Raw genomic sequence first — 18,401 nt, 5'->3', positions numbered from 1 at the left:
CACGGCTGAACGCGACGAGTTTCAAGCAGCGGAGGAAAGATGTTCGAACAGGTGGAGTCACTCCTCAGCGAGTTGACGCAACTGCAGGATGAATTGGCCGACCCGGCCCTGCACGCTGACCCTGCTCGCGCGAAGAAGGTGAATAGGCGATATGCGGAGCTCAGCAAGATTAAGGCCGCCCACGAATCGTGGCTGCACACTGCTGACGATCTTGCTGCTGCGCGCGAACTCGCGAAGGAGGACGAAGCCTTTGCCGAAGAGGTTCCCGCCCTCGAAGAGGCCCTCGCAGAGGCTCAGGAGAAGGTGCGGCGGCTCCTCATCCCGCGCGATCCTGATGACGCGCGCGATGTGATCCTCGAGATCAAGGGCGGCGAAGGCGGCGCTGAGTCGGCGCTCTTCGGGGCCGACCTGCTGCGCATGTACATGTACTACGCGGAAAGCAAGGGCTGGAAGACAGAGATCCTCGAGAAGGATGAGAGTGATCTGGGCGGTTACAAAAACGTGCAGGTCGCTATCAAGTCAAACGCCACTGACCCTTCACAAGGAGTTTGGGCGCATCTCAAGTACGAGGGTGGCGTGCACCGTGTGCAGCGCGTGCCCGTCACCGAATCACAGGGTCGTATCCACACCTCTACCACCGGTGTGCTGGTGTACCCCGAGGTAGATGCACCCGACGAGATCGAAATCAATCAGAACGATCTCAAGATTGATGTGTACCGCTCAAGCGGGCCGGGCGGGCAATCCGTCAATACGACCGACTCCGCCGTACGCATTACTCACTTGCCGACCGGCATCGTGGTGGCCATGCAGAACGAGAAATCGCAGCTGCAGAATCGCGAAGCCGGAATGCGGGTGTTGCGCGCGCGCATCCTTGCGAAGCGGCAGGAAGAGGTGGATGCTGAGGCAAGCGCCCACCGCTCGAGCCAGATCCGCACAATGGACCGATCCGAGCGAATTCGCACGTATAACTTCCCAGAGAACCGTATTGCGGATCACCGCACCGGGTACAAGGCCTACAACCTTGATCATGTGATGAATGGGGCGTTGGAGCCAGTCATTGAGTCGTGCATTCGCGCCGACGAGGAAGCTCGGCTCGCAGATCTGAGTTCGTAGCAGAGCGAACCACAGGGCTCTCCGGGCACGTTTCGCGACGCTCAGACCGCCCCCGCGCGGACGATACCATGGCACTATGCGCCGCTCTCATACATTCCTGCCGTGGCTGGTGTGGGGAGTCGCTGCACTGGCGTACGCCGTTGCGGTCATTAATCGATCGTCGCTGTCTGCGCTCGGCCCCGCGGCCCAGGAACACTTCGGCGTAGATGCCACCACGCTTGCGACGTTCGGTACCCTACAACTGGTGGTCTATGCCGGGCTGCAGATCCCGGTCGGTCTCTTCCTAGACCGCTTCGGGCCGACCGCGATGATCCTCACGGGCGGTGTGTTGATGCTCGCGGGGCAACTTCTCATGGCGACAGTCGTTGACGTGTCGTTCGCGATCCTTGCTCGCGTGCTGGTAGGGGCCGGAGATGCATGCACGTTTATAAGCGTCATGCGCATGTTGCCTGCCTGGTTTGCGTTGCGCCAACTCCCGATCGTTGGTCAGGCGACCGGACTCATTGGTCAGACGGGCCAGCTAGTCTCGGTCATTCCCCTCGCGCTCATCGTTGGAGGGCTCGGGTGGATGCCCGGGTTCCTCGGCGTCGCGGCCATCGGGTTTCTCGTAGTGCTGCTTGGCGTGTTTGTGCTTCGCGACTACCCGCACGCGGGTACCGTCTTTGAGCGGGTCACCGGGAGACTGGGGCGTACTAGCAGAGAAGCCAGATCACTTGGCGGCACCGAAAACACCTCAGAACTCGCCGCGCTGGCGCCCCCGGCAACCGCGATGATGGCAGTGGTGGATCCGGGGAAAACGCGACGTGTTCCTGGGCTCGGGTTCATCGACAAGAGTCGTCGGCTGCTGAGTATTCCCGGAGTCAGACTGGCCTACTGGGTGCACTTCACTGCGCCGTTTGCGGCTAACGCTTTCGTGCTGCTCTGGGGTACCCCGTTTCTCACCGGAGGTGTGGGCCTGACCGCGGCAACTGCCTCTGGCCTGCTGAGCTTGATGATTGTATCGTCAATGCTGGGCGGGGTGGTCCTGGGGCCGCTCAGCTCGCGATTTGTTGAACGGCGGGTCCGCATGGTCATGGCTATAGCGGTGACGATTGCGCTTGCCTGGGTGGTCACCTTGCTCTGGCCCGGCACCCCGCCCGTGTGGCTGCTGGCCAGTCTCATGTTCATCATCGCCGTCGGCGGGCCAGCCTCTATGATCGCGTTCGAAGTTTCACGTTCTCATACACCGCGCAGCTTCGCTGGTTTCGCGACCGGGCTTGTGAATACTGCCGGTTTCACCTCGTCGCTGCTCGTGATTTTCCTCATCGGTTTCACCTTGGATGTACAAGGAGCCGGCTCACCCTCCTCTTACTCGCTTGATGCGTTCCGGTGGGCGTTTGCCGTGCAGATCCCCTTTTGGGCCGTGGGCATCACGATGATGCTTATCGAACAGCGACGAACAGCAAGATGGATGCAGCAGCACGGTCGACGCCTGAGCTAGCGGGTGGAAACCCCGTGGGGAAAGCTTAGATCACGTAGAAATCGGCCGTGTCGGGAAGCTCGGCGCGCGGTGCGCCACGGCGCGGTCGCGACACCGCCGGGATACCGGTCAATGTGCTCCAAGGAGGTGCCGAGCTCACCACGACAGCATTCGCTCCAACCGCGCAATCGTCTCCGAGAGTGATATTGCCGAGGAGCTTGGCCCCGGCCCCAATGACCACGCGATTCCCAATAGTGGGGTGCCGCTTTCCTCCGTGGTGTCCCGTGCCACCAAGCGTCACGCCGTGATAGATGAGCACGTCATCGCCGATCACCGCGGTTTCGCCAATGACCACGCCCATGCCGTGGTCGATGAAGAGTCGCCGACCAATCCGTGCACCCGGGTGGATCTCGATTCCGGTGAAGAAGCGGGTGAGCTGAGAGATCGCGCGTGGGGCGAAGCGGAGCCCCCGCTGCCACAGTGCGTGCGACAGGCCGTGCCACCAGACGGCGTGAAGGCCCGAATACACGAAAAACACTTCAGCGGCGCTCCGTGCCGCCGGATCATGGCGCTTCGCTGACTGAATGTCTTCGCGCATTCGGGAAAAGAGACTCACCGTTCAATTGCTTTCGTCGTGTGTGGCCGGGGAAATGCGGCTGCGGGTACGCATCGTTAAACGATGCACACCCGCAGCTGCGGCATGGGAACCGGGCGGGTCAGTCGTTCAAGTCTTCAAACAGAACGGTTGAGAAGTAGCGCTCTCCGAAGTCAGGCACAATGACCACAATCTTCTTGCCAGCGTTTTCGGGGCGTTTCGCGACCTCAATCGCTGCCCAGACGGCCGCGCCCCCGGAGATGCCCGTGAGGATACCCTCGTCGGTGCCGAGCGCGCGCGCCTTCGCGATTGAATCGGGGAGTGAGACATCGATCACCTCGTCGTACACCTCCCGATCGAGGATGTCGGGAACGAAGTTCGCGCCGAGCCCGTAGATCTTGTGTGGCCCAGCGGTGCCTTCTGACAGGAGCGGAGAGTCGAGAGGTTCCACCGCGACAACCTTGACGTTCGGGTTCTGCTCCTTCAAGAAGCCGCCCGCGCCGGTGATCGTGCCGCCAGTGCCGATGCCAGCGACAAAGATGTCAACCTGTCCGTCGGTGTCGTTCCAAATCTCCGGGCCAGTCGTCTTGCGGTGAATGGCCGGGTTTGCCGCGTTGCCGAACTGATTTGCGAGGATTGCACCGGGAGTGCTGGCGACGATCTCCTTCGCCTTATCGACCGCGCCGCGCATGCCGAGGGGACCCTCGGTGAGCACAAGCTCCGCGCCATAAGCCCGCAGCATCTTGCGACGCTCAATGCTCATGGTTTCGGGCATCGTGAGCACGACCCGGTATCCGCGCGCCGCGCCGACTAGGGCGAGGGCGATGCCCGTGTTTCCGCTCGTGCCCTCGACAATTGTGCCGCCCGGCTTGAGTGCGCCCGACTGCTCAGCGGCATCGATGATTGCGACACCAATACGATCTTTCACGCTGCCGGCGGGGTTGTAGAACTCCAGCTTGGCGAACACCTCGGCCTCCGCGCCGTCAGTGACGCGATTCAACCGCACAAGCGGCGTGTTTCCGAGGGCCTCGGTGATGTTGTTCAAAGTGCGTGCCATGGGTATCTTCCTCGCGAATCCTCGTGGTCGTACAAGTCCACATGAAACTATACTCCTTCGTTATCTGACCCCTTTCCGGGGCTTATGAATGTGAAGTGATGTTTCGCAAATGTGCCACAGTGGTGGAATGATCACGGTTGGGGAGTTGCTGCGCGATATCCGAGACACACTCGAGGCCGCTGGCATCGAGCATCCCGGAGGAGACGCGGAGCTCATCGTGGCCCACGTGCTGGGTGAATCGCGCGGTCGCGTGCAGGCGCTCGCGCTGCTCGGGGCTGAGGTCGCTCCCGAGGATCGCGAAGTGATCCTTGATCTCGCCTCAGAGCGGGCCAGGCGAGTCCCACTGCAGCACCTCACCGGGCGGGCCCCGTTTCGCAGCCTGGAACTCCACGTTGGCCCCGGGGTCTTTGTGCCGAGGCCCGAGACCGAAGTCGTGGCTCAGTTTGCGATCGATGCCCTGCAGGCCGTGCCCGATCCACACCCGATCGCGGTGGATCTGTGCACCGGCAGCGGCGCGATTGCTCTCGCTCTCGCAACAGAGGTGCCGACCGCAACCGTCTGGGCCGTGGAGAAGAGTCGCGAGGCACACGCCTGGGCGACTCGCAACGTGGAACTCTTTGGCGATGGGCGAGTCGAGCTTGTGTTGGGCGATGTCGCCGATCTCGATCCGCTCGGGGATGCCCGAATCCCGATTGGCGACGAAACGCGTGCCGAGAGGGCGCGATTCCACCAAGACGAGGGCGTGCGTGGTGGACTTGCGACTCCTCGGACCCTCGAACACGTGCAAGCGCTCGCGGGTCTCGTGCACGTGCTGATCTCGAACCCGCCGTACGTGCCCGACTCGATGGTGCCCCGAGACGCAGAGGTGCGCGATCACGACCCGGCGCTCGCCCTCTACGGAGGGGCAGACGGCCTCGACGTCGTGCGCGTGATCAGCCGGGTGGGCAGAGAGCTGGTGGTGGAAGGCGGCACCCTGGTGCTCGAACACGCGGAAAGTCAGGGAGCGGCGATCCGCTCGCTGCTCGCAGCCGATGGCTGGCGACAGGCCGCGACGCACCAAGATCTCACGCGTCGCGACCGGGCGACCACAGCGATCCGCTGAGGCCCAGCCCAGAAAGCCTCGGGGAGAGTAAGATTCTCGGTTATGGCTTTGGTCTTTGATTGTTCCGACAGCGCCCAGCTGCTCGCGGCTGCGCGCAGTGCGCGACAGGCGCTCGGTAGGGGGCAACTCGTCGTGCTGCCCACCGATACGGTGTACGGGGTCGCGGCCGATGCGTTCGCTCCAGAAGCGGTGCAGCGATTGCTCGACGCAAAGGGGCGCGGCCGGCAGTCGCCTCCACCGGTACTGATTCCGAACACCGCCACGCTTGACGCGTTGGCTGCAGAGGTAGTGGATCCGGTTCGTGCGCTCGCCGATGCGTTTTGGCCGGGTCCGCTGACCATCGTGCTTACGGCCCAGCCGTCGCTGAGCTGGGATTTGGGGGAGACGGGGGGCACCGTCGCGTTGCGCATTCCCGATCTGCCGCTGACGCTTGAGCTGTTGCAGGAGACTGGCCCCCTCGCAGTCTCGTCAGCGAACTCCACCGGCGAACCGGCTGCGCGCGTCATCACCGAGGCGCAAGACATGCTAGGAGATGCCGTGGCAGTGTATCTCGACGCAGGGCCCGTCGCCGGCGACGGCACCGCATCGACGATCGTTGACGTCACGGGTGTGACGAACGAAGGCGGCATCCTCCGTATCCTGCGCGCTGGTGGTGTCTCGCGGGAGTCGATCGCGACGTTACTGCCTCAGGTGACGATCGAAGGCTGAGATGCTGCCATTCCTGGTGGTCACCGCCGTCGCGGCAGGAGTCACCGCTGTCGCCTCAGCCGGAGTGTTGCGACTGAGTCGGAGATTTGGGCTCGCGCCCGAGGTGCGAGAGCGAGACGTGCACAGCGCTCCCACGCCGAGGCTGGGGGGCGTGGCGATGTATCTCGGCATCCTCGCGGCTGCCTTGGTCGCGGCATTTCTCGTCAATTTCGACGAGGTCTTTGCCGAGACGACGCAACTCTGGGCTCTTCTGGGTGCCTGCACCATCATCGCTGTGGTGGGCGTGCTTGACGACCTCCTCGATCTTGACTGGATGGTGAAGCTTGCGGCTCAGCTTGCCGCGGCAGGTCTGCTCGCTTGGCAGGGTGCGCAAATTGTCTCGCTGCCTGTCGGAGACACGCTTATCGTGGGCTCGCCGACGGTGAATTTCATCCTCACGGTCTTCCTCATGACGCTGGTCATGAATGCGGTGAACTTCGTCGACGGCCTCGACGGGCTTGTCGCCGGCGTGGCCATCATCGCAAACTCCGTGTTCTTCATCTATACGCAACTCCTCGTCGCGAGGACGGGAGCTGACCCCTCCATTTCACTCGCCGCGCTCATCGCGGCAATCGTCGTGGGGATTGCGGCGGGCTTTCTCCCGTTTAACTGGCATCGAGCGAAGATGTTCATGGGCGACACGGGCGCCCTGTTGATCGGGCTTCTGATGGCCACCTCGACGGTGTCGGTGACGGGTCAGCTGAACCCAGGTCAACTCGACCAGAAGCTGGTGATTGCCAGTTTCATTCCCATCATTCTTCCCGTCGCAGTGCTCGCGCTCCCGCTCGCCGATTTTTCACTCGCTGTGTTCAGGCGGCTTCGTGCGGGCAAGAGTCCGTTCACGGCGGATCGGCTTCACCTCCACCACCGCCTGCTGAACATGGGCCATTCACCCGTGCAGGCAGTCATCATCTTCTATCTCGGAACGGTGGTCGTCTCGGTGGCGTGCCTGATGGTCTTCACCATGCAGGACTATTTGTGGCCGGCGCTCGTCGCGATCTTGGGGACAGCGCTCTGTGTGGTGGTGACGCTCCTACCTGTGTCACGAATACGTGCAATTCTCATCCAGCGCGGCTTGCTACGGTTGTCGCAGGCAGAACGCGCCACCAACGAGAGGACCACAGTCGAGTGAGTGACGAGACCACGCTTCCCGAAGATCGACGCTTGCCTACCTCTCAGCCCGTACTGCTGAAGGCGCTGGGGTTGGGTGCAATCGCAACAGGTGTGCTCATGGCGGGATTCGGTGCCGTCGGATACTTCGTGTCGGGGGCACCGGGAGCCCTGGGCGGAGTGCTGGGAGCTACGCTTGCGTTTGTGCTCCTCGGGCTCACGATTGGCAGCATTGCCTTCGCGAACGCGAAGTTCATCAACAGTGAAAACTTCGTAGTCATCTTCTTCGCGATCGTCATGGGCGCATGGCTGCTCAAACTGGTGGCATTCATCGTCGTCGTGATCCTCCTCCGTGACGCCACCTGGCTTGACACCAGAATTCTTTTCTTCTCCCTGATCGCGGGGGTGCTTGTCTCGCTCATTATTGACGTGTTGATCGTCACACGCACACGGATGCCCTACGTTTCGGACGCCCGCGGCGCGTGAGCGGCAGCCGCGAGGTTTCTGTGCTGAGCTTCGAATCCGGGGCCTCGGTTTCGCCGAGGGAAGAATCCTTGATAGGATCGTTACGTTCCCTGCCGGGTCGCTATTGGTGCGTGCCTGTGCGTTCTGGGGGCACGACCATCGTTCGCCGCTGTGTGGATGCAATTCACACCCCGAATCAGGAGAATGGCGCTGTTCGCTAACGCTGTGCAACTCGTGACCCCGACCCTCAACTTTATGGCGGATGAATTTCATGCTCCGTCGATTTCGGAGTTTTTTCCCGACATCGTTCTGTTTGAGGGCACACCGTTTGCGATGAACCGGATCATGATGATTCGCGTTCTCATGACCGTGCTGCTACTGGTGCTGTTCTGGCTGGGTACTCGCAAGATGCGAGTCATCCCGACCAGAGGCCAGTCGCTCACTGAAATGGCGCTCGACTTCGTCCGCGTCAATATCGCAGAAGACCTTCTTGGCAAGGTAGATGGTCGCCGCTTCTTGCCGATCCTCACCGCGATGTTCTTCACCGTTCTGGCGTTTAACATCACCGGCATTGTCCCGGGCCTCAACATTGCCGCTTCGGCGGTGATCGGCTTGCCGCTCGTGCTGGCGCTCGTCTCGTACGTCACCTTCATCTACGCCGGAGTAAAGAAGAGCCCCAAGAAGTTCTTCAAGAACTCGCTCTTCCCCGCCGGGGTACCGAAGCCGATTTACATCATCGTGACTCCGATCGAGCTCATCTCGACCTTCATCATTCGCCCAGTCACGCTGACGTTGCGATTGCTGATGAACATGATGGTCGGCCACCTGCTGTTGGTGCTGCTGTTCGCCGCAACTCAGTTCTTCCTCTTCTCCGGAGAGGGATTCTTCAAGCTGTTCGGTATCGGAACCTTCGCCTTCGGCTTTGCGTTTACCCTTTTCGAGATCATGGTCGCAGCTCTGCAGGCCTACGTCTTCACTTTGCTCACCGCTGTCTACATCCAGCTCGCGCTGGCTGAAGAGCACTAATACGGGTTCGGCAACCGCCGCACTCACCATACGGAAGGAAACACCTACTGTGTCTGTTCTCGCTGAAATCTCGGGAAACATCGCGACCGTCGGTTACGGCCTCGCTGCCATCGGCCCCGCCATTGGCGTGGGTATCGTTGTCGGCAAGACAATCGAGGGCGTCGCACGTCAGCCCGAGCTGGCCGGCCGTCTGCAGGTGCTGATGTGGATCGGTATCGCGTTCACCGAGGCACTCGCGTTCATCGCGATTGCAACGCCGTTCATCTTCGTCTAAGCCACTCACCTTTCCTTAGTCTCGAAAGGGAGGCTCGATGATTAACGCAGTGTATGTCGCTGCCGAGGAAGGCGCGACGCAAAATCCGCTCATTCCCGCGACCTACGACATCGTATGGTCGGCAGTTGTCTTCGCGATCATCCTCATTGCATTCTGGAGGGTTTTTCTCCCGAAGATGAAGACCATGCTCGACGAGCGTGCGGCCGCAATTGAGGGCAACATCGCAAAGGCTGATGAGGCTCAGGCAAAGGCCGAGGCTGCGCTGCAGGAGTACAACGCTCAGCTCGCCGGTGCCCGTCAGGAAGCTGGCGATATCCGAGACGCTGCTCGCGCAGATGCCTCGAAGATCGTGGCCAAGGCAAAGGAAGACGCAGTGGCCGAGGCTGCTCGCGTGACCCACGCCGCACAGTCGCAGATCGAAGCTGAGCGCCAGAGTGCCGTTGTGTCACTCCGCCGCGAGGTGGGAACATTGGCTATCGACCTCGCCTCTGGCGTGGTGGGCGAACAGCTGTCGAACGATCAGAAGGCTTCGGCACTGGTCGATCGCTTCCTCGCCGAACTCGAGGCCTCTGAGAAGGCAGCGAACTAGTGGGAAGCGCGTCACGCGAAGCATTGGCACGCGTCAAGTCGACGCTCGGAACCGAGCTGCTTGGCGCTGAGGCTGGCGGAGAATTGCTCTCTGCCTCGGCTCAGATCGACTCGGCTCGGGCACTACTCGCAGCGCTCGCAGATGCCTCGGCCCCCGCATCGGAGAAGGCAAAGCTCGTTGAGCGATTGTTCTCTGCAGCGTCCCCAGGCGCCCGGTCGGTTCTCTCGTCCGCGGTGTCACAAACCTGGTCGACACCGGCAGAGTTTGTTGCGGGCCTCGAAGAGCTCGGGCTTCGCGCGATTGCGAATTCCAATGCCGCGCTCGCCGACGAGTTGCTTTCGGCCGCGGGCGTGGTCGACTCGAGCCATGAGCTTGAGCTCAGTCTCGGCAACAAATTGGGTGATCCGTCGGCCAAGATCGTGTTGGTGGATCGCCTGTTTGCTGGCAAGCTCTCGAACTCCGCACTGAACGTCGTTCGCCACCTGGTGGCGAACCCGCGTGGCCGCAAGCTCAGCGCGGCACTTCGCTCCAGCGCGCGAGTGGCAGCAGACCAGGGTGGAAACGAACTGGCCACTGTGACGATTGCGGCCCCACTGAGTGATGCTCAGCAGGAGCGACTCTCGGTGTTGCTCGCGCAGAACGCTGGCCGTCCGGTTCGTGTGACGACGGTTCTCGACCCCTCGCTGGTCGGAGGAGTCCGTATCCAGATCGGTAACGACGTAATTGACGGCAGCGTCCGCTCACGTCTCGCCGACCTCCGACTCAAGCTCGCAGGCTAGAGCACAACTTTTCACTCCGGGGCCGGCGGCTTCGGTACAGACAGAGGAAACGAAATGGCAGAACTCACAATCAGCCCAGACGAGATTCGCGATGCTCTCAAGGACTTCGCCTCCTCGTACGAGCCGTCGGGTGCAGCGACGACAGAGGTCGGCAGCGTCATCGACGCAGCAGACGGGATCGCCCACGTCTCGGGTCTCCCTGGCGTCATGGCAAACGAGCTGGTGCGCTTCGCAGATGGCACACTCGGACTCGCCCAGAACCTCGAGGAGCACCAGATCGGTGTCGTCGTGCTCGGTGAGTTCACCGGCATCGAGGAGGGCCAGCAGGTTACTCGGACCGGTGAGGTGCTCTCAGTGCCCGTGGGCGAGGGATACCTCGGTCGCGTAGTCGATCCGCTCGGAAAGCCCATTGATGGTCTCGGTGAGATCACCAACGTTGAAGGGCGCCGCGCGCTCGAGTTGCAGGCACCCGGTGTGATGCAGCGTAAGTCGGTTCACGAACCGCTGCAGACTGGCATCAAGGCAATTGACGCGATGATCCCGGTCGGTCGCGGTCAGCGTCAGCTGATCATCGGCGACCGACAGACCGGTAAGACCGCAATTGCTATCGACACGATCATTAACCAGAAGGCCAACTGGGAATCCGGTGATGTCAATAAGCAGGTGCGTTGCATCTACGTTGCCATCGGACAGAAGGGCTCGACGATCGCCTCCGTAAAGGGAGCGCTCGAAGAGGCAGGCGCGATGGAGTACACCACGATCGTTGCGTCGCCCGCTTCTGATCCCGCTGGATTCAAGTACCTGGCCCCCTACACCGGTTCCGCCATTGGTCAGCACTGGATGTATGGCGGCAAGCACGTCCTCATCATCTTTGATGACCTGTCGAAGCAGGCCGAGGCCTACCGGGCAGTCTCACTCCTCCTGCGTCGTCCACCGGGGCGCGAGGCTTACCCGGGCGATGTGTTCTACCTGCACTCCCGTCTGCTGGAGCGTTGTGCGAAGCTCTCCGATGAGCTGGGTGCAGGATCGATGACCGGTCTCCCGATCATTGAAACCAAGGCGAACGATGTCTCGGCCTACATCCCGACGAACGTGATCTCGATCACCGACGGACAGATCTTCCTCCAGTCGGACCTCTTCAACGCGAACCAGCGTCCCGCGGTCGACGTGGGCATCTCGGTGTCTCGCGTCGGTGGCGACGCGCAGGTGAAGTCCATCAAGAAGGTTTCGGGCACGTTGAAGCTCGAGCTTGCGCAGTACCGCTCGCTCGAAGCATTCGCCATGTTCGCCTCTGACCTTGATGCGGCAAGCCGTCGTCAGCTCGACCGCGGCGCGCGTCTCACCGAGCTGCTCAAGCAGCCGCAGTACTCGCCGTACCCGGTTGAAGAGCAGACCGTATCGATCTGGGCCGGAACCAAGGGTCACCTTGATGATGTTCCGGTGGTTGATATTCTTCGCTTTGAGCGCGAGTTCCTCGACTACCTCGGTCGCAATTCCGAGGCGTTGAACACGCTCTGCGAGACCAATGTGCTCGACGACGCGGTACTCGCTGAGATCGAGGCGAAGATCGCAGCCTTCAAGCTGGAGTTCCGCACCTCGGCTGGCCAGGCTCTTCACGAGCAGTTCGATGAACTGCCCGAGGAAGAGATCAAGCAGGAGCAGCTGGTCGTTTCCAAGAAGTAGCGGACGCGGTTGGGGGTCGCCCTTCGGCCCCCAACCATCCAGTCGGAACCAGATCACGCCAGACTTACCAGACACAGGAGAGACATGGGAGCGCAACTTCGGGTCTACCGGCAGAAGATTAAATCTGCCCAGACGACCAAGAAGATCACCCGTGCGATGGAGCTGATCGCGGCCTCTCGCATTCAAAAGGCGAAGGCGCGGGTCGAGGCGACCTCGCCCTACACCAACGCGATCACCCGCGCTGTCTCGGCAGTCGCCACGCACTCGAATTTCGATCACCCGCTGTTGACCGAGCCTGAGACGATTACCCGTGCTGCGGTCGTGATCTTCACCTCGGATCGCGGCCTCGCCGGCGCGTTTAACTCGCAGGTTCTGCGAGAGGCCGAAGAGCTCAGCGAATTGCTGCGCTCCGAAGGAAAAGCCGTCACGTATTACCTCATTGGCCGGAAGGCGCAGGGATACTTCAAATTCCGTAACCGCGCCTCCGAGAGGATCTGGAGTGGCGGAACGGAAAGCCCCGTATTCGAGACTGCGAAGGAAATCACTGACGCTCTGCTCGAGGCGTTCAACACTGACGCAGCCGAGGGCGGGGTCGATGAGATCCATCTCGTATTCAACCGCCTGATCAGCATGGTCAGCCAGGTGCCCCAGGTTCATCGCCTGCTTCCCCTGCAGGTTGTCGAGGGCGTCGCTCAGGCCGAAACGGGCCCGACATCGCTGTACGAATTCGAACCCGACGCGGAAACCGTGCTCGATCGTTTGCTCCCTGCGTACATTGAGTCACGCATCTTCAACGCCCTGCTTGAGTCGGCTGCCGCAAAGCATGCTGCGACGCAGAAGGCGATGAAGTCGGCCAGCGACAACGCCGACACCCTGATCCGCGATTACACCCGCCTTGCAAACAACGCGCGCCAGGCGGAGATCACCCAGCAGATTTCCGAGATTGTTGGCGGCGCAGACGCGCTGTCTGACTAGCCACGCCACGAAGAAAGAGAAACCATGACCGATCAGGCCACCACCAAGGTTGCCGGGCGCATCGCTCGCGTTACCGGCCCCGTCGTTGACATCGAGTTCCCGCATGATGCGATTCCCGGGGTGTACAACGCTCTGCAGACCACGATCGATTTCGGCGATGGACAAGAGCCGCTGAAGCTCGTGCTCGAGGTTGCCCAGCACCTGGGCGACAACGTCGTTCGCGCCATCGCGCTGAAGCCGACCGACGGCCTCGTTCGCGGCCAGGAAGTCTTTGACACCGGCGAGTCGATCACCGTACCCGTGGGTGACGTCACCAAGGGCAAGGTCTTCAACGTGACCGGAGACGTGTTGAACCTCGGCGAGGGGGAGACCATTGAGGTCACCGAGCGCTGGGGCATCCACCGCACGCCGCCCGCCTTCGATCAGCTTGAGTCGAAGACTCAGCTGTTCGAAACCGGTATCAAGGTGATCGACCTTCTGACCCCCTACGTGCAGGGTGGCAAGATCGGCCTCTTCGGCGGTGCCGGTGTGGGCAAGACCGTCCTGATCCAGGAAATGATCCAGCGCGTAGCGCAGGATCACGGTGGTGTGTCGGTGTTCGCCGGTGTGGGCGAGCGCACCCGTGAGGGCAACGACCTGATCCACGAGATGGAAGAAGCTGGCGTCTTCGACAAGACCGCCCTCGTCTTCGGCCAGATGGATGAGCCGCCGGGAACGCGTCTGCGCGTGGCACTCTCGGCCCTGACCATGGCGGAGTACTTCCGCGACGTGCAGAAGCAGGACGTGTTGCTCTTCATTGACAACATCTTCCGCTTTACCCAGGCCGGTTCTGAGGTATCGACCCTGCTGGGTCGCATGCCCTCCGCCGTGGGTTATCAGCCCAACCTCGCCGACGAGATGGGTGTGCTCCAGGAGCGCATCACCTCGACCCGTGGCCACTCGATCACCTCGCTGCAGGCTATTTACGTTCCTGCAGACGATTACACCGACCCGGCTCCCGCGACGACGTTCGCCCACCTCGACGCGACCACTGAGCTCTCACGTGCGATCGCTTCAAAGGGCCTGTACCCGGCTGTGGATCCGCTGACCTCCACCTCGCGTATTCTCGACCCCCGTTACTTGGGCGAGGATCACTACCGCGTCGCTACCACCGTGAAACAGATCCTCCAGAAGAACAAGGAACTGCAGGAAATCATCGCCATCCTTGGTGTCGATGAGCTTTCTGAGGAAGACAAGATCACTGTGGCACGCGCACGTCGTATCGAGCAGTTCCTCTCACAGAACACCTACATGGCGAAGAAGTTCACCGGTGTTGAGGGTTCGACGGTTCCGCTCAAGGAGACCATTGAATCCTTCGACGCGATCGCCAAGGGTGAGTTCGACCACGTGGCAGAGCAGGCATTCTTCAACGTCGGTGGGATCAGCGACGTTGAAGAGAAGTGGGCGCAAATCCAGAAGGAGAACGGCTAAACCATGGCCGAACTACAAGTCAGCGTCGTCTCAGCCGACCGCGAGATCTGGTCAGGCATCGCCTCGCAGGTCATCGCGAAGACGGTCGAGGGCGAAATCGGTATTCTCGGCGGTCATGAGCCCCTGCTCGCCATGCTCGCTCAGGGTGAGGTTCGCGTCACCACGAGCGGCGGCGAAAAGGTTCGGGTCGACGCAGAGGGCGGGTTTCTCTCGGTCGATCACGACGTGATCACCATCGTGGCAAGCCAAGCTTCGATCGTGGCGAACGCCTAGCGTTTCGATTGAGCGTAAGAGGCCGGTCGTAGCTCGTTGAGCAACGGCCGGTCTTTTCGCGTGCCGAGGGGGAATCCATGCAGGTGTTCTTGCCGCCTTCCGAGACCAAGCGGGCTGGAGGTTCGGGGCGTTGGGCAAGCTCAGCGCTCACTCACGCGTCAGTGCTCGCACCCGCGCGGGACCTGGTGATGCGTGCACTTCGCGAGCTGAGCGTTGACGAGGATGCCGCGATCCGCGCACTGAAACTCGGTGCGAAGTCGCGGGCTGAATTGGCGCACAATTTGGAGCTTGAAAGCTCGGGGATGCTGCCGACGATCGAACGATACACCGGAGTGCTCTACGACGCGCTTGACGTGAGCGATCTCGATGGCGCCGCGCGCCAGTGGATCTCGGCGCACGTGTCGGTACAGTCCTCGCTCTTTGGCCTGATCGGCGCCGATGACCCGATTCCTGCGTACCGCCTCTCTGCGAGCTCGCGATTGCAGGTCGATGGTGGCGCATCCCTGCAAGCGTTGTGGCGATCTGCGCACGAGTCTATTGACTGGGGTGGTTTGGGCTGGATCCTTGACCTTCGGTCGAAGGACTATGCCGCACTCGCGCCGTTGCCGCAGGGTTCGGGTGCCACACTGCAGGTGGTTCAGCGTTCCGAGAGTGGTGTGATCAGGGCACTGAACCACTTCAACAAGGCGGCGAAGGGCGATCTGGTGAGGCGACTGGCAAGCACCCAGGCACAACCCGAGAGCGCCGCCCAGTTTGTCGACTGGGCAACCGAGAACGGACTTGAGCTGCGCCTCGGGAGTAATTCTGCCGAGCTGATCCTGGTGACCGACCTGCGTGCCGGGGGCGCTCGCTCTCAGGCGCAGCGTTCGGCACTTCGCGCAGGGTAGGCTGAACAAGTGAATTTTGAGGGAACCCTGTGAGTGTGAGGGGCGCAAGCGCAGTTCGGCGGCGGGTCTCCTATTTCGAGGATGCCGGGTCGTTGATCGAACTGTCGTGGCACGGTCTCACCCACGTGGGGCACCGGCGAGAGGTCAACCAAGACAGTCTCGTCATGTCACCGCCAATTTTTGCGGTCGCGGATGGCATGGGTGGCCACTCGGCCGGCGAAGTGGCATCAGCCGCAGTTGTGCGGCGATTGGCAGAACTTGGCGGCACGGTCTCGATCACTGAGTCTGACATTAACGGCGCGCTCAGCGACGCGGTCGACGACATCGAGCTTGACGCGGGCGAGACCGATCTCGGTGCGGGCACGACGGTCACCGGCGTCTCGCTCGGCGCACTGGGGAACAGCCCAACCTGGAAGGTCTTTAACATCGGCGACTCGCGCGTCTACCAATACTTCAAGGGTGCGCTCACGCAACTCACGGTGGATCACTCCGTGGTGCAGCACCTGCTTGATACGGGCGCGATCACGGCCGAAGAGGCTGAGATCCACCCGCACGCGAATGTGATCACCCGTGCCGTTGGTTTCAATGAGCAGCCAGCCCCCGACTACACCCAATTGGCGGTGGTCGCCGGTCAGCGACTGCTGCTGTGTTCAGACGGACTCACGAAAGAGCTGACCGAGGTGGGGATTCAGCATTTCTTGGCGACGGCCGAGAGTGCCGAAGAAGCCGCACACCAGCTCGTCCAGCGCGCGCTCGACAACGCCGGGCGTGACAATGTCACCGTCATCGTCATCGACGTGCACGCGGTTGGGGATTCCCGAGACACCAGCGACCAGGCGAGCCTGTCAGCGTCGAACCGCGACACGAATTCGAATCGCGATGCCGACACCGCAGAGATTCCGACGCTCTAAGCTGCCTCCGCGGCAAACGCTTCGTCGAGCACTCGCAACACGGTCGCGATGAGCTCATCGGTGAACTGCAGGGAAGGCAAGAACCGAATCACGTTCGAGTAGATACCCGCGCTCAACAGCAGCACGCCCTGCCCCATGGCCCGATCGATTACTCGCGAGACCAGCTCGGGGTCATGCTCAAGTGTGCCCGGCTTCACGATCTCGATCGCGAGCATCGCACCCTTGCCGCGCACCTCAGCGATCGCCGGGTGCTGGGCAGCGAGCTCTCGGAGCCCGGAACCAAACACCTCTTCGATGTGCTGTGCACGTGCAAGCAGACCCTGCGCTTCGATTTGTTCGAATACCGCGACGGCCGCGGCGCAGGACACGGGGTTGCCGCCGAAGGTACCGCCGAGACCGCCGGGTTGCGAGGCATCCATGATCTCTGCGCGACCGGTGATTCCGGCGAGCGGCAACCCACCAGCGATGCCCTTGGCGGTGAGAAGGATGTCGGGCTGTACGCCGAAGTGCTCGATCGAGAAGACTGCCCCAGACCTGGCAATTCCGGCCTGCACTTCATCGGCGATGAACACGATGCCGTTGCTGCGGCACCACTCGGCGAGCGCGGGCAGGTAGCCGTCGGCTGGCACCACAAAGCCGCCCTCACCCTGAATCGGCTCGACGACGAGGCACGCGAGATCTTCGGCCCCGGCCACCTTTTCGAGGTACGCAATCGTGCGAGCGGCGGCCTCGGCACCACTCAGACCGTCTCGCAGGGGGTAGGAGTTCGGCGCCTTGTAGATGTCGCCGACGCGCGGGCCGTAGCCAGCAGCGTATGGGGCACCCTTGAAGTTCATGCTTGAGGTCAAGAGTGTGCGGCCGTGATAGGCGTGCTCGAGCACGGCGACCCCGGGCCTCCCCGTGTACTTGCGGGCGATCTTGACACCATTCTCGACTGCTTCAGCCCCGGAGTTCATCAGCAGCGTCTTGTACTGGCCCTCGCCGGGCACGTGCTTCGCAAGATACTCCGCGACCGCGATGTAGGGCTCGTAAGGCGTCATGGTGAACAGTGTGTGCGTCACCTTGTTCAGCTGGGCAGTCGCGGCGGCGACCACTGCCTCATCCGTGTGGCCAATGGTCGTCACGCCGATTCCACCGCACACGTCAATGATGTGGTTCCCGTCGACATCAACGAGGATCGAGCCGTGGGCGCGCTCGATGTAGACGGGCATCACGCTGTGCACCCCCGGGGGTACAACTGCCTGGCGCCGCACGTGCAGTTCACGGCTGCGCGGGCCGGGAATTTCGGTGACAATGCGGGGTTCCTGAGCGATGGCAGTATCAGCAGACATGTGAACGAGTTTACTCCCGTTCAGGTTTCAACTCCGTTACCGGTCGGCGCGAGATGCGCCCGCGTACACTCGACACATGGGTGACACGCATGAGTATCGGGTGGGCATCGAGTGGCAGGGTAACCGTGGCCGGGGCACCAGCGGATACCGGGACTACGGCAGGCAATTGGTGATCCGCGCCCCGGGAAAGATCGAGTTGCCCGGGTCTGCAGACAAAACTTTTCATGGCGATGCTGACCGCTGGAATCCCGAGGAACTGCTCGTCGCTGCACTCGCGCAGTGTCATATGCTCTCGTACCTCCACATGGCGGTTCGTGCCGGCGTGGTCGTGACGGCCTACACTGACGACGCGCTCGGGGTGATGCGCCAAGAGGGGCTCGGTGGGGCCTTCGAAGAGGTGCTGTTGCGGCCGCTGGTCACGGTAGCGGAGGCTTCGATGGTGGATCGCGCCCGCTCTGCCCACGCTGAGGCCTTCACGCACTGCTTCATCGCCAACTCGGTGAACTTTCCTGTCAGGCACGAGCCCACGATTCGCGTCGGCTGAGCGTCGGGGTG

The 18,401-nt window shown here is 61.9% G+C and carries 20 protein-coding genes; 17 read left to right on the top strand and 3 right to left on the bottom strand.

The annotated features are described in order from the left end of the window. Window positions 1-39 precede the first annotated feature (39 nt). Together prfA and ACR0R4_RS03660 are read left to right on the top strand one after the other, a co-directional pair. Complete coding sequence (gene prfA, locus ACR0R4_RS03665) at window positions 40-1,113, top strand: peptide chain release factor 1 (protein WP_433645987.1); 1,074 nt, start codon at window positions 40-42, stop codon at window positions 1,111-1,113. A gap of 76 nt (window positions 1,114-1,189) precedes the next feature. After that, window positions 1,190-2,593, top strand: a complete 1,404-nt coding sequence (locus ACR0R4_RS03660; RefSeq protein ID WP_433645985.1) for an MFS transporter — start codon at window positions 1,190-1,192, stop codon at window positions 2,591-2,593. A gap of 25 nt (window positions 2,594-2,618) precedes the next feature. On the opposite strand, the gene cysE is transcribed toward ACR0R4_RS03660, so the two are convergent. Together cysE and cysK are read right to left on the bottom strand one after the other, a co-directional pair. Then, the gene (gene cysE, locus ACR0R4_RS03655; RefSeq protein ID WP_433645984.1) at window positions 2,619-3,188 is read right to left on the bottom strand and encodes a serine O-acetyltransferase; all 570 of its coding nucleotides are present in this window, start codon (window positions 3,186-3,188) and stop codon (window positions 2,619-2,621) included. Between the two features lie 100 nt (window positions 3,189-3,288). After that, entirely contained in the window at window positions 3,289-4,224 is a 936-nt protein-coding gene (gene cysK / locus ACR0R4_RS03650; protein WP_433645983.1) for a cysteine synthase A, read from the bottom strand. A gap of 127 nt (window positions 4,225-4,351) precedes the next feature. Between cysK and ACR0R4_RS03645 the strand changes: the two genes are divergently transcribed. From ACR0R4_RS03645 to ACR0R4_RS03580, 14 genes are all read left to right on the top strand, one after another. After that, the gene (locus ACR0R4_RS03645) at window positions 4,352-5,326 is read left to right on the top strand and encodes a N5-glutamine methyltransferase family protein (RefSeq protein WP_433645982.1); all 975 of its coding nucleotides are present in this window, start codon (window positions 4,352-4,354) and stop codon (window positions 5,324-5,326) included. A gap of 42 nt (window positions 5,327-5,368) precedes the next feature. Beyond that, the gene (locus ACR0R4_RS03640) at window positions 5,369-6,034 is read left to right on the top strand and encodes an L-threonylcarbamoyladenylate synthase (RefSeq protein WP_433645981.1); all 666 of its coding nucleotides are present in this window, start codon (window positions 5,369-5,371) and stop codon (window positions 6,032-6,034) included. A 1-nt stretch (window position 6,035) separates the two neighbouring features. Next, window positions 6,036-7,205: an MraY family glycosyltransferase gene (locus tag ACR0R4_RS03635; RefSeq protein WP_433645980.1), complete on the top strand. Its 1,170-nt coding sequence runs from the start codon at window positions 6,036-6,038 to the stop codon at window positions 7,203-7,205. Continuing rightward, window positions 7,202-7,669 (top strand): Cg1360 family ATP-synthase-associated protein, encoded by a 468-nt coding sequence (locus ACR0R4_RS03630; protein WP_433645979.1) that lies wholly within the window; start codon window positions 7,202-7,204, stop codon window positions 7,667-7,669. Before ACR0R4_RS03635 ends, ACR0R4_RS03630 begins: the two co-directional genes overlap by 4 nt. Window positions 7,670-7,852: 183 nt before the next feature. Then, window positions 7,853-8,674 carry a F0F1 ATP synthase subunit A gene (gene atpB, locus ACR0R4_RS03625; protein WP_433645978.1) on the top strand — a complete coding sequence of 274 codons (822 nt, stop codon included), beginning with the start codon at window positions 7,853-7,855 and terminating at the stop codon, window positions 8,672-8,674. A gap of 49 nt (window positions 8,675-8,723) precedes the next feature. Continuing rightward, complete coding sequence (gene atpE, locus ACR0R4_RS03620) at window positions 8,724-8,948, top strand: ATP synthase F0 subunit C (RefSeq protein ID WP_433645977.1); 225 nt, start codon at window positions 8,724-8,726, stop codon at window positions 8,946-8,948. Window positions 8,949-8,985: 37 nt separating this feature from the next. Then, on the top strand, window positions 8,986-9,537 hold the full coding sequence (locus ACR0R4_RS03615) for a F0F1 ATP synthase subunit B (RefSeq protein WP_433645976.1): 552 nt from the start codon (window positions 8,986-8,988) through the stop codon (window positions 9,535-9,537). After that, window positions 9,537-10,316, top strand: a complete 780-nt coding sequence (locus tag ACR0R4_RS03610) for a F0F1 ATP synthase subunit delta (RefSeq protein WP_433645975.1) — start codon at window positions 9,537-9,539, stop codon at window positions 10,314-10,316. The genes ACR0R4_RS03615 and ACR0R4_RS03610 overlap by 1 nt, the downstream gene beginning before the upstream one ends. Before the next feature lie 54 nt (window positions 10,317-10,370). Next, window positions 10,371-11,999 carry a F0F1 ATP synthase subunit alpha gene (gene atpA, locus ACR0R4_RS03605; protein WP_433645974.1) on the top strand — a complete coding sequence of 543 codons (1,629 nt, stop codon included), beginning with the start codon at window positions 10,371-10,373 and terminating at the stop codon, window positions 11,997-11,999. Window positions 12,000-12,083: 84 nt separating this feature from the next. After that, on the top strand, window positions 12,084-12,974 hold the full coding sequence (locus ACR0R4_RS03600) for a F0F1 ATP synthase subunit gamma (protein ID WP_433645973.1): 891 nt from the start codon (window positions 12,084-12,086) through the stop codon (window positions 12,972-12,974). Between the two features lie 24 nt (window positions 12,975-12,998). Continuing rightward, on the top strand, window positions 12,999-14,444 hold the full coding sequence (atpD, locus tag ACR0R4_RS03595) for a F0F1 ATP synthase subunit beta (protein ID WP_433645972.1): 1,446 nt from the start codon (window positions 12,999-13,001) through the stop codon (window positions 14,442-14,444). Between the two features lie 3 nt (window positions 14,445-14,447). After that, on the top strand, window positions 14,448-14,717 hold the full coding sequence (locus ACR0R4_RS03590; RefSeq protein ID WP_433645971.1) for a F0F1 ATP synthase subunit epsilon: 270 nt from the start codon (window positions 14,448-14,450) through the stop codon (window positions 14,715-14,717). 77 nt (window positions 14,718-14,794) lie between these two features. Continuing rightward, entirely contained in the window at window positions 14,795-15,604 is an 810-nt protein-coding gene (locus ACR0R4_RS03585) for a YaaA family protein (RefSeq protein WP_433645970.1), read from the top strand. A gap of 35 nt (window positions 15,605-15,639) precedes the next feature. Beyond that, on the top strand, window positions 15,640-16,515 hold the full coding sequence (locus ACR0R4_RS03580; RefSeq protein ID WP_433645969.1) for a PP2C family protein-serine/threonine phosphatase: 876 nt from the start codon (window positions 15,640-15,642) through the stop codon (window positions 16,513-16,515). Here the strand turns inward: ACR0R4_RS03580 and ACR0R4_RS03575 are convergent. Further along, complete coding sequence (locus ACR0R4_RS03575; protein ID WP_433645968.1) at window positions 16,512-17,846, bottom strand: aminotransferase class III-fold pyridoxal phosphate-dependent enzyme; 1,335 nt, start codon at window positions 17,844-17,846, stop codon at window positions 16,512-16,514. The genes ACR0R4_RS03580 and ACR0R4_RS03575 overlap by 4 nt on opposite strands. Before the next feature lie 76 nt (window positions 17,847-17,922). Between ACR0R4_RS03575 and ACR0R4_RS03570 the strand changes: the two genes are divergently transcribed. Continuing rightward, window positions 17,923-18,390, top strand: coding sequence for an OsmC family protein (locus tag ACR0R4_RS03570; RefSeq protein ID WP_433645967.1), 468 nt, complete (start codon window positions 17,923-17,925; stop codon window positions 18,388-18,390). Window positions 18,391-18,401 lie beyond the last annotated feature (11 nt).

It is taken from the genome of Leucobacter fengyongliangi (genome assembly GCF_050971685.1).
GTDB lineage: Bacteria > Actinomycetota > Actinomycetes > Actinomycetales > Microbacteriaceae > Leucobacter.
Note: the sequence above shows the minus strand (reverse complement) of the source record. Positions and strands in the feature narration are given on the sequence as shown.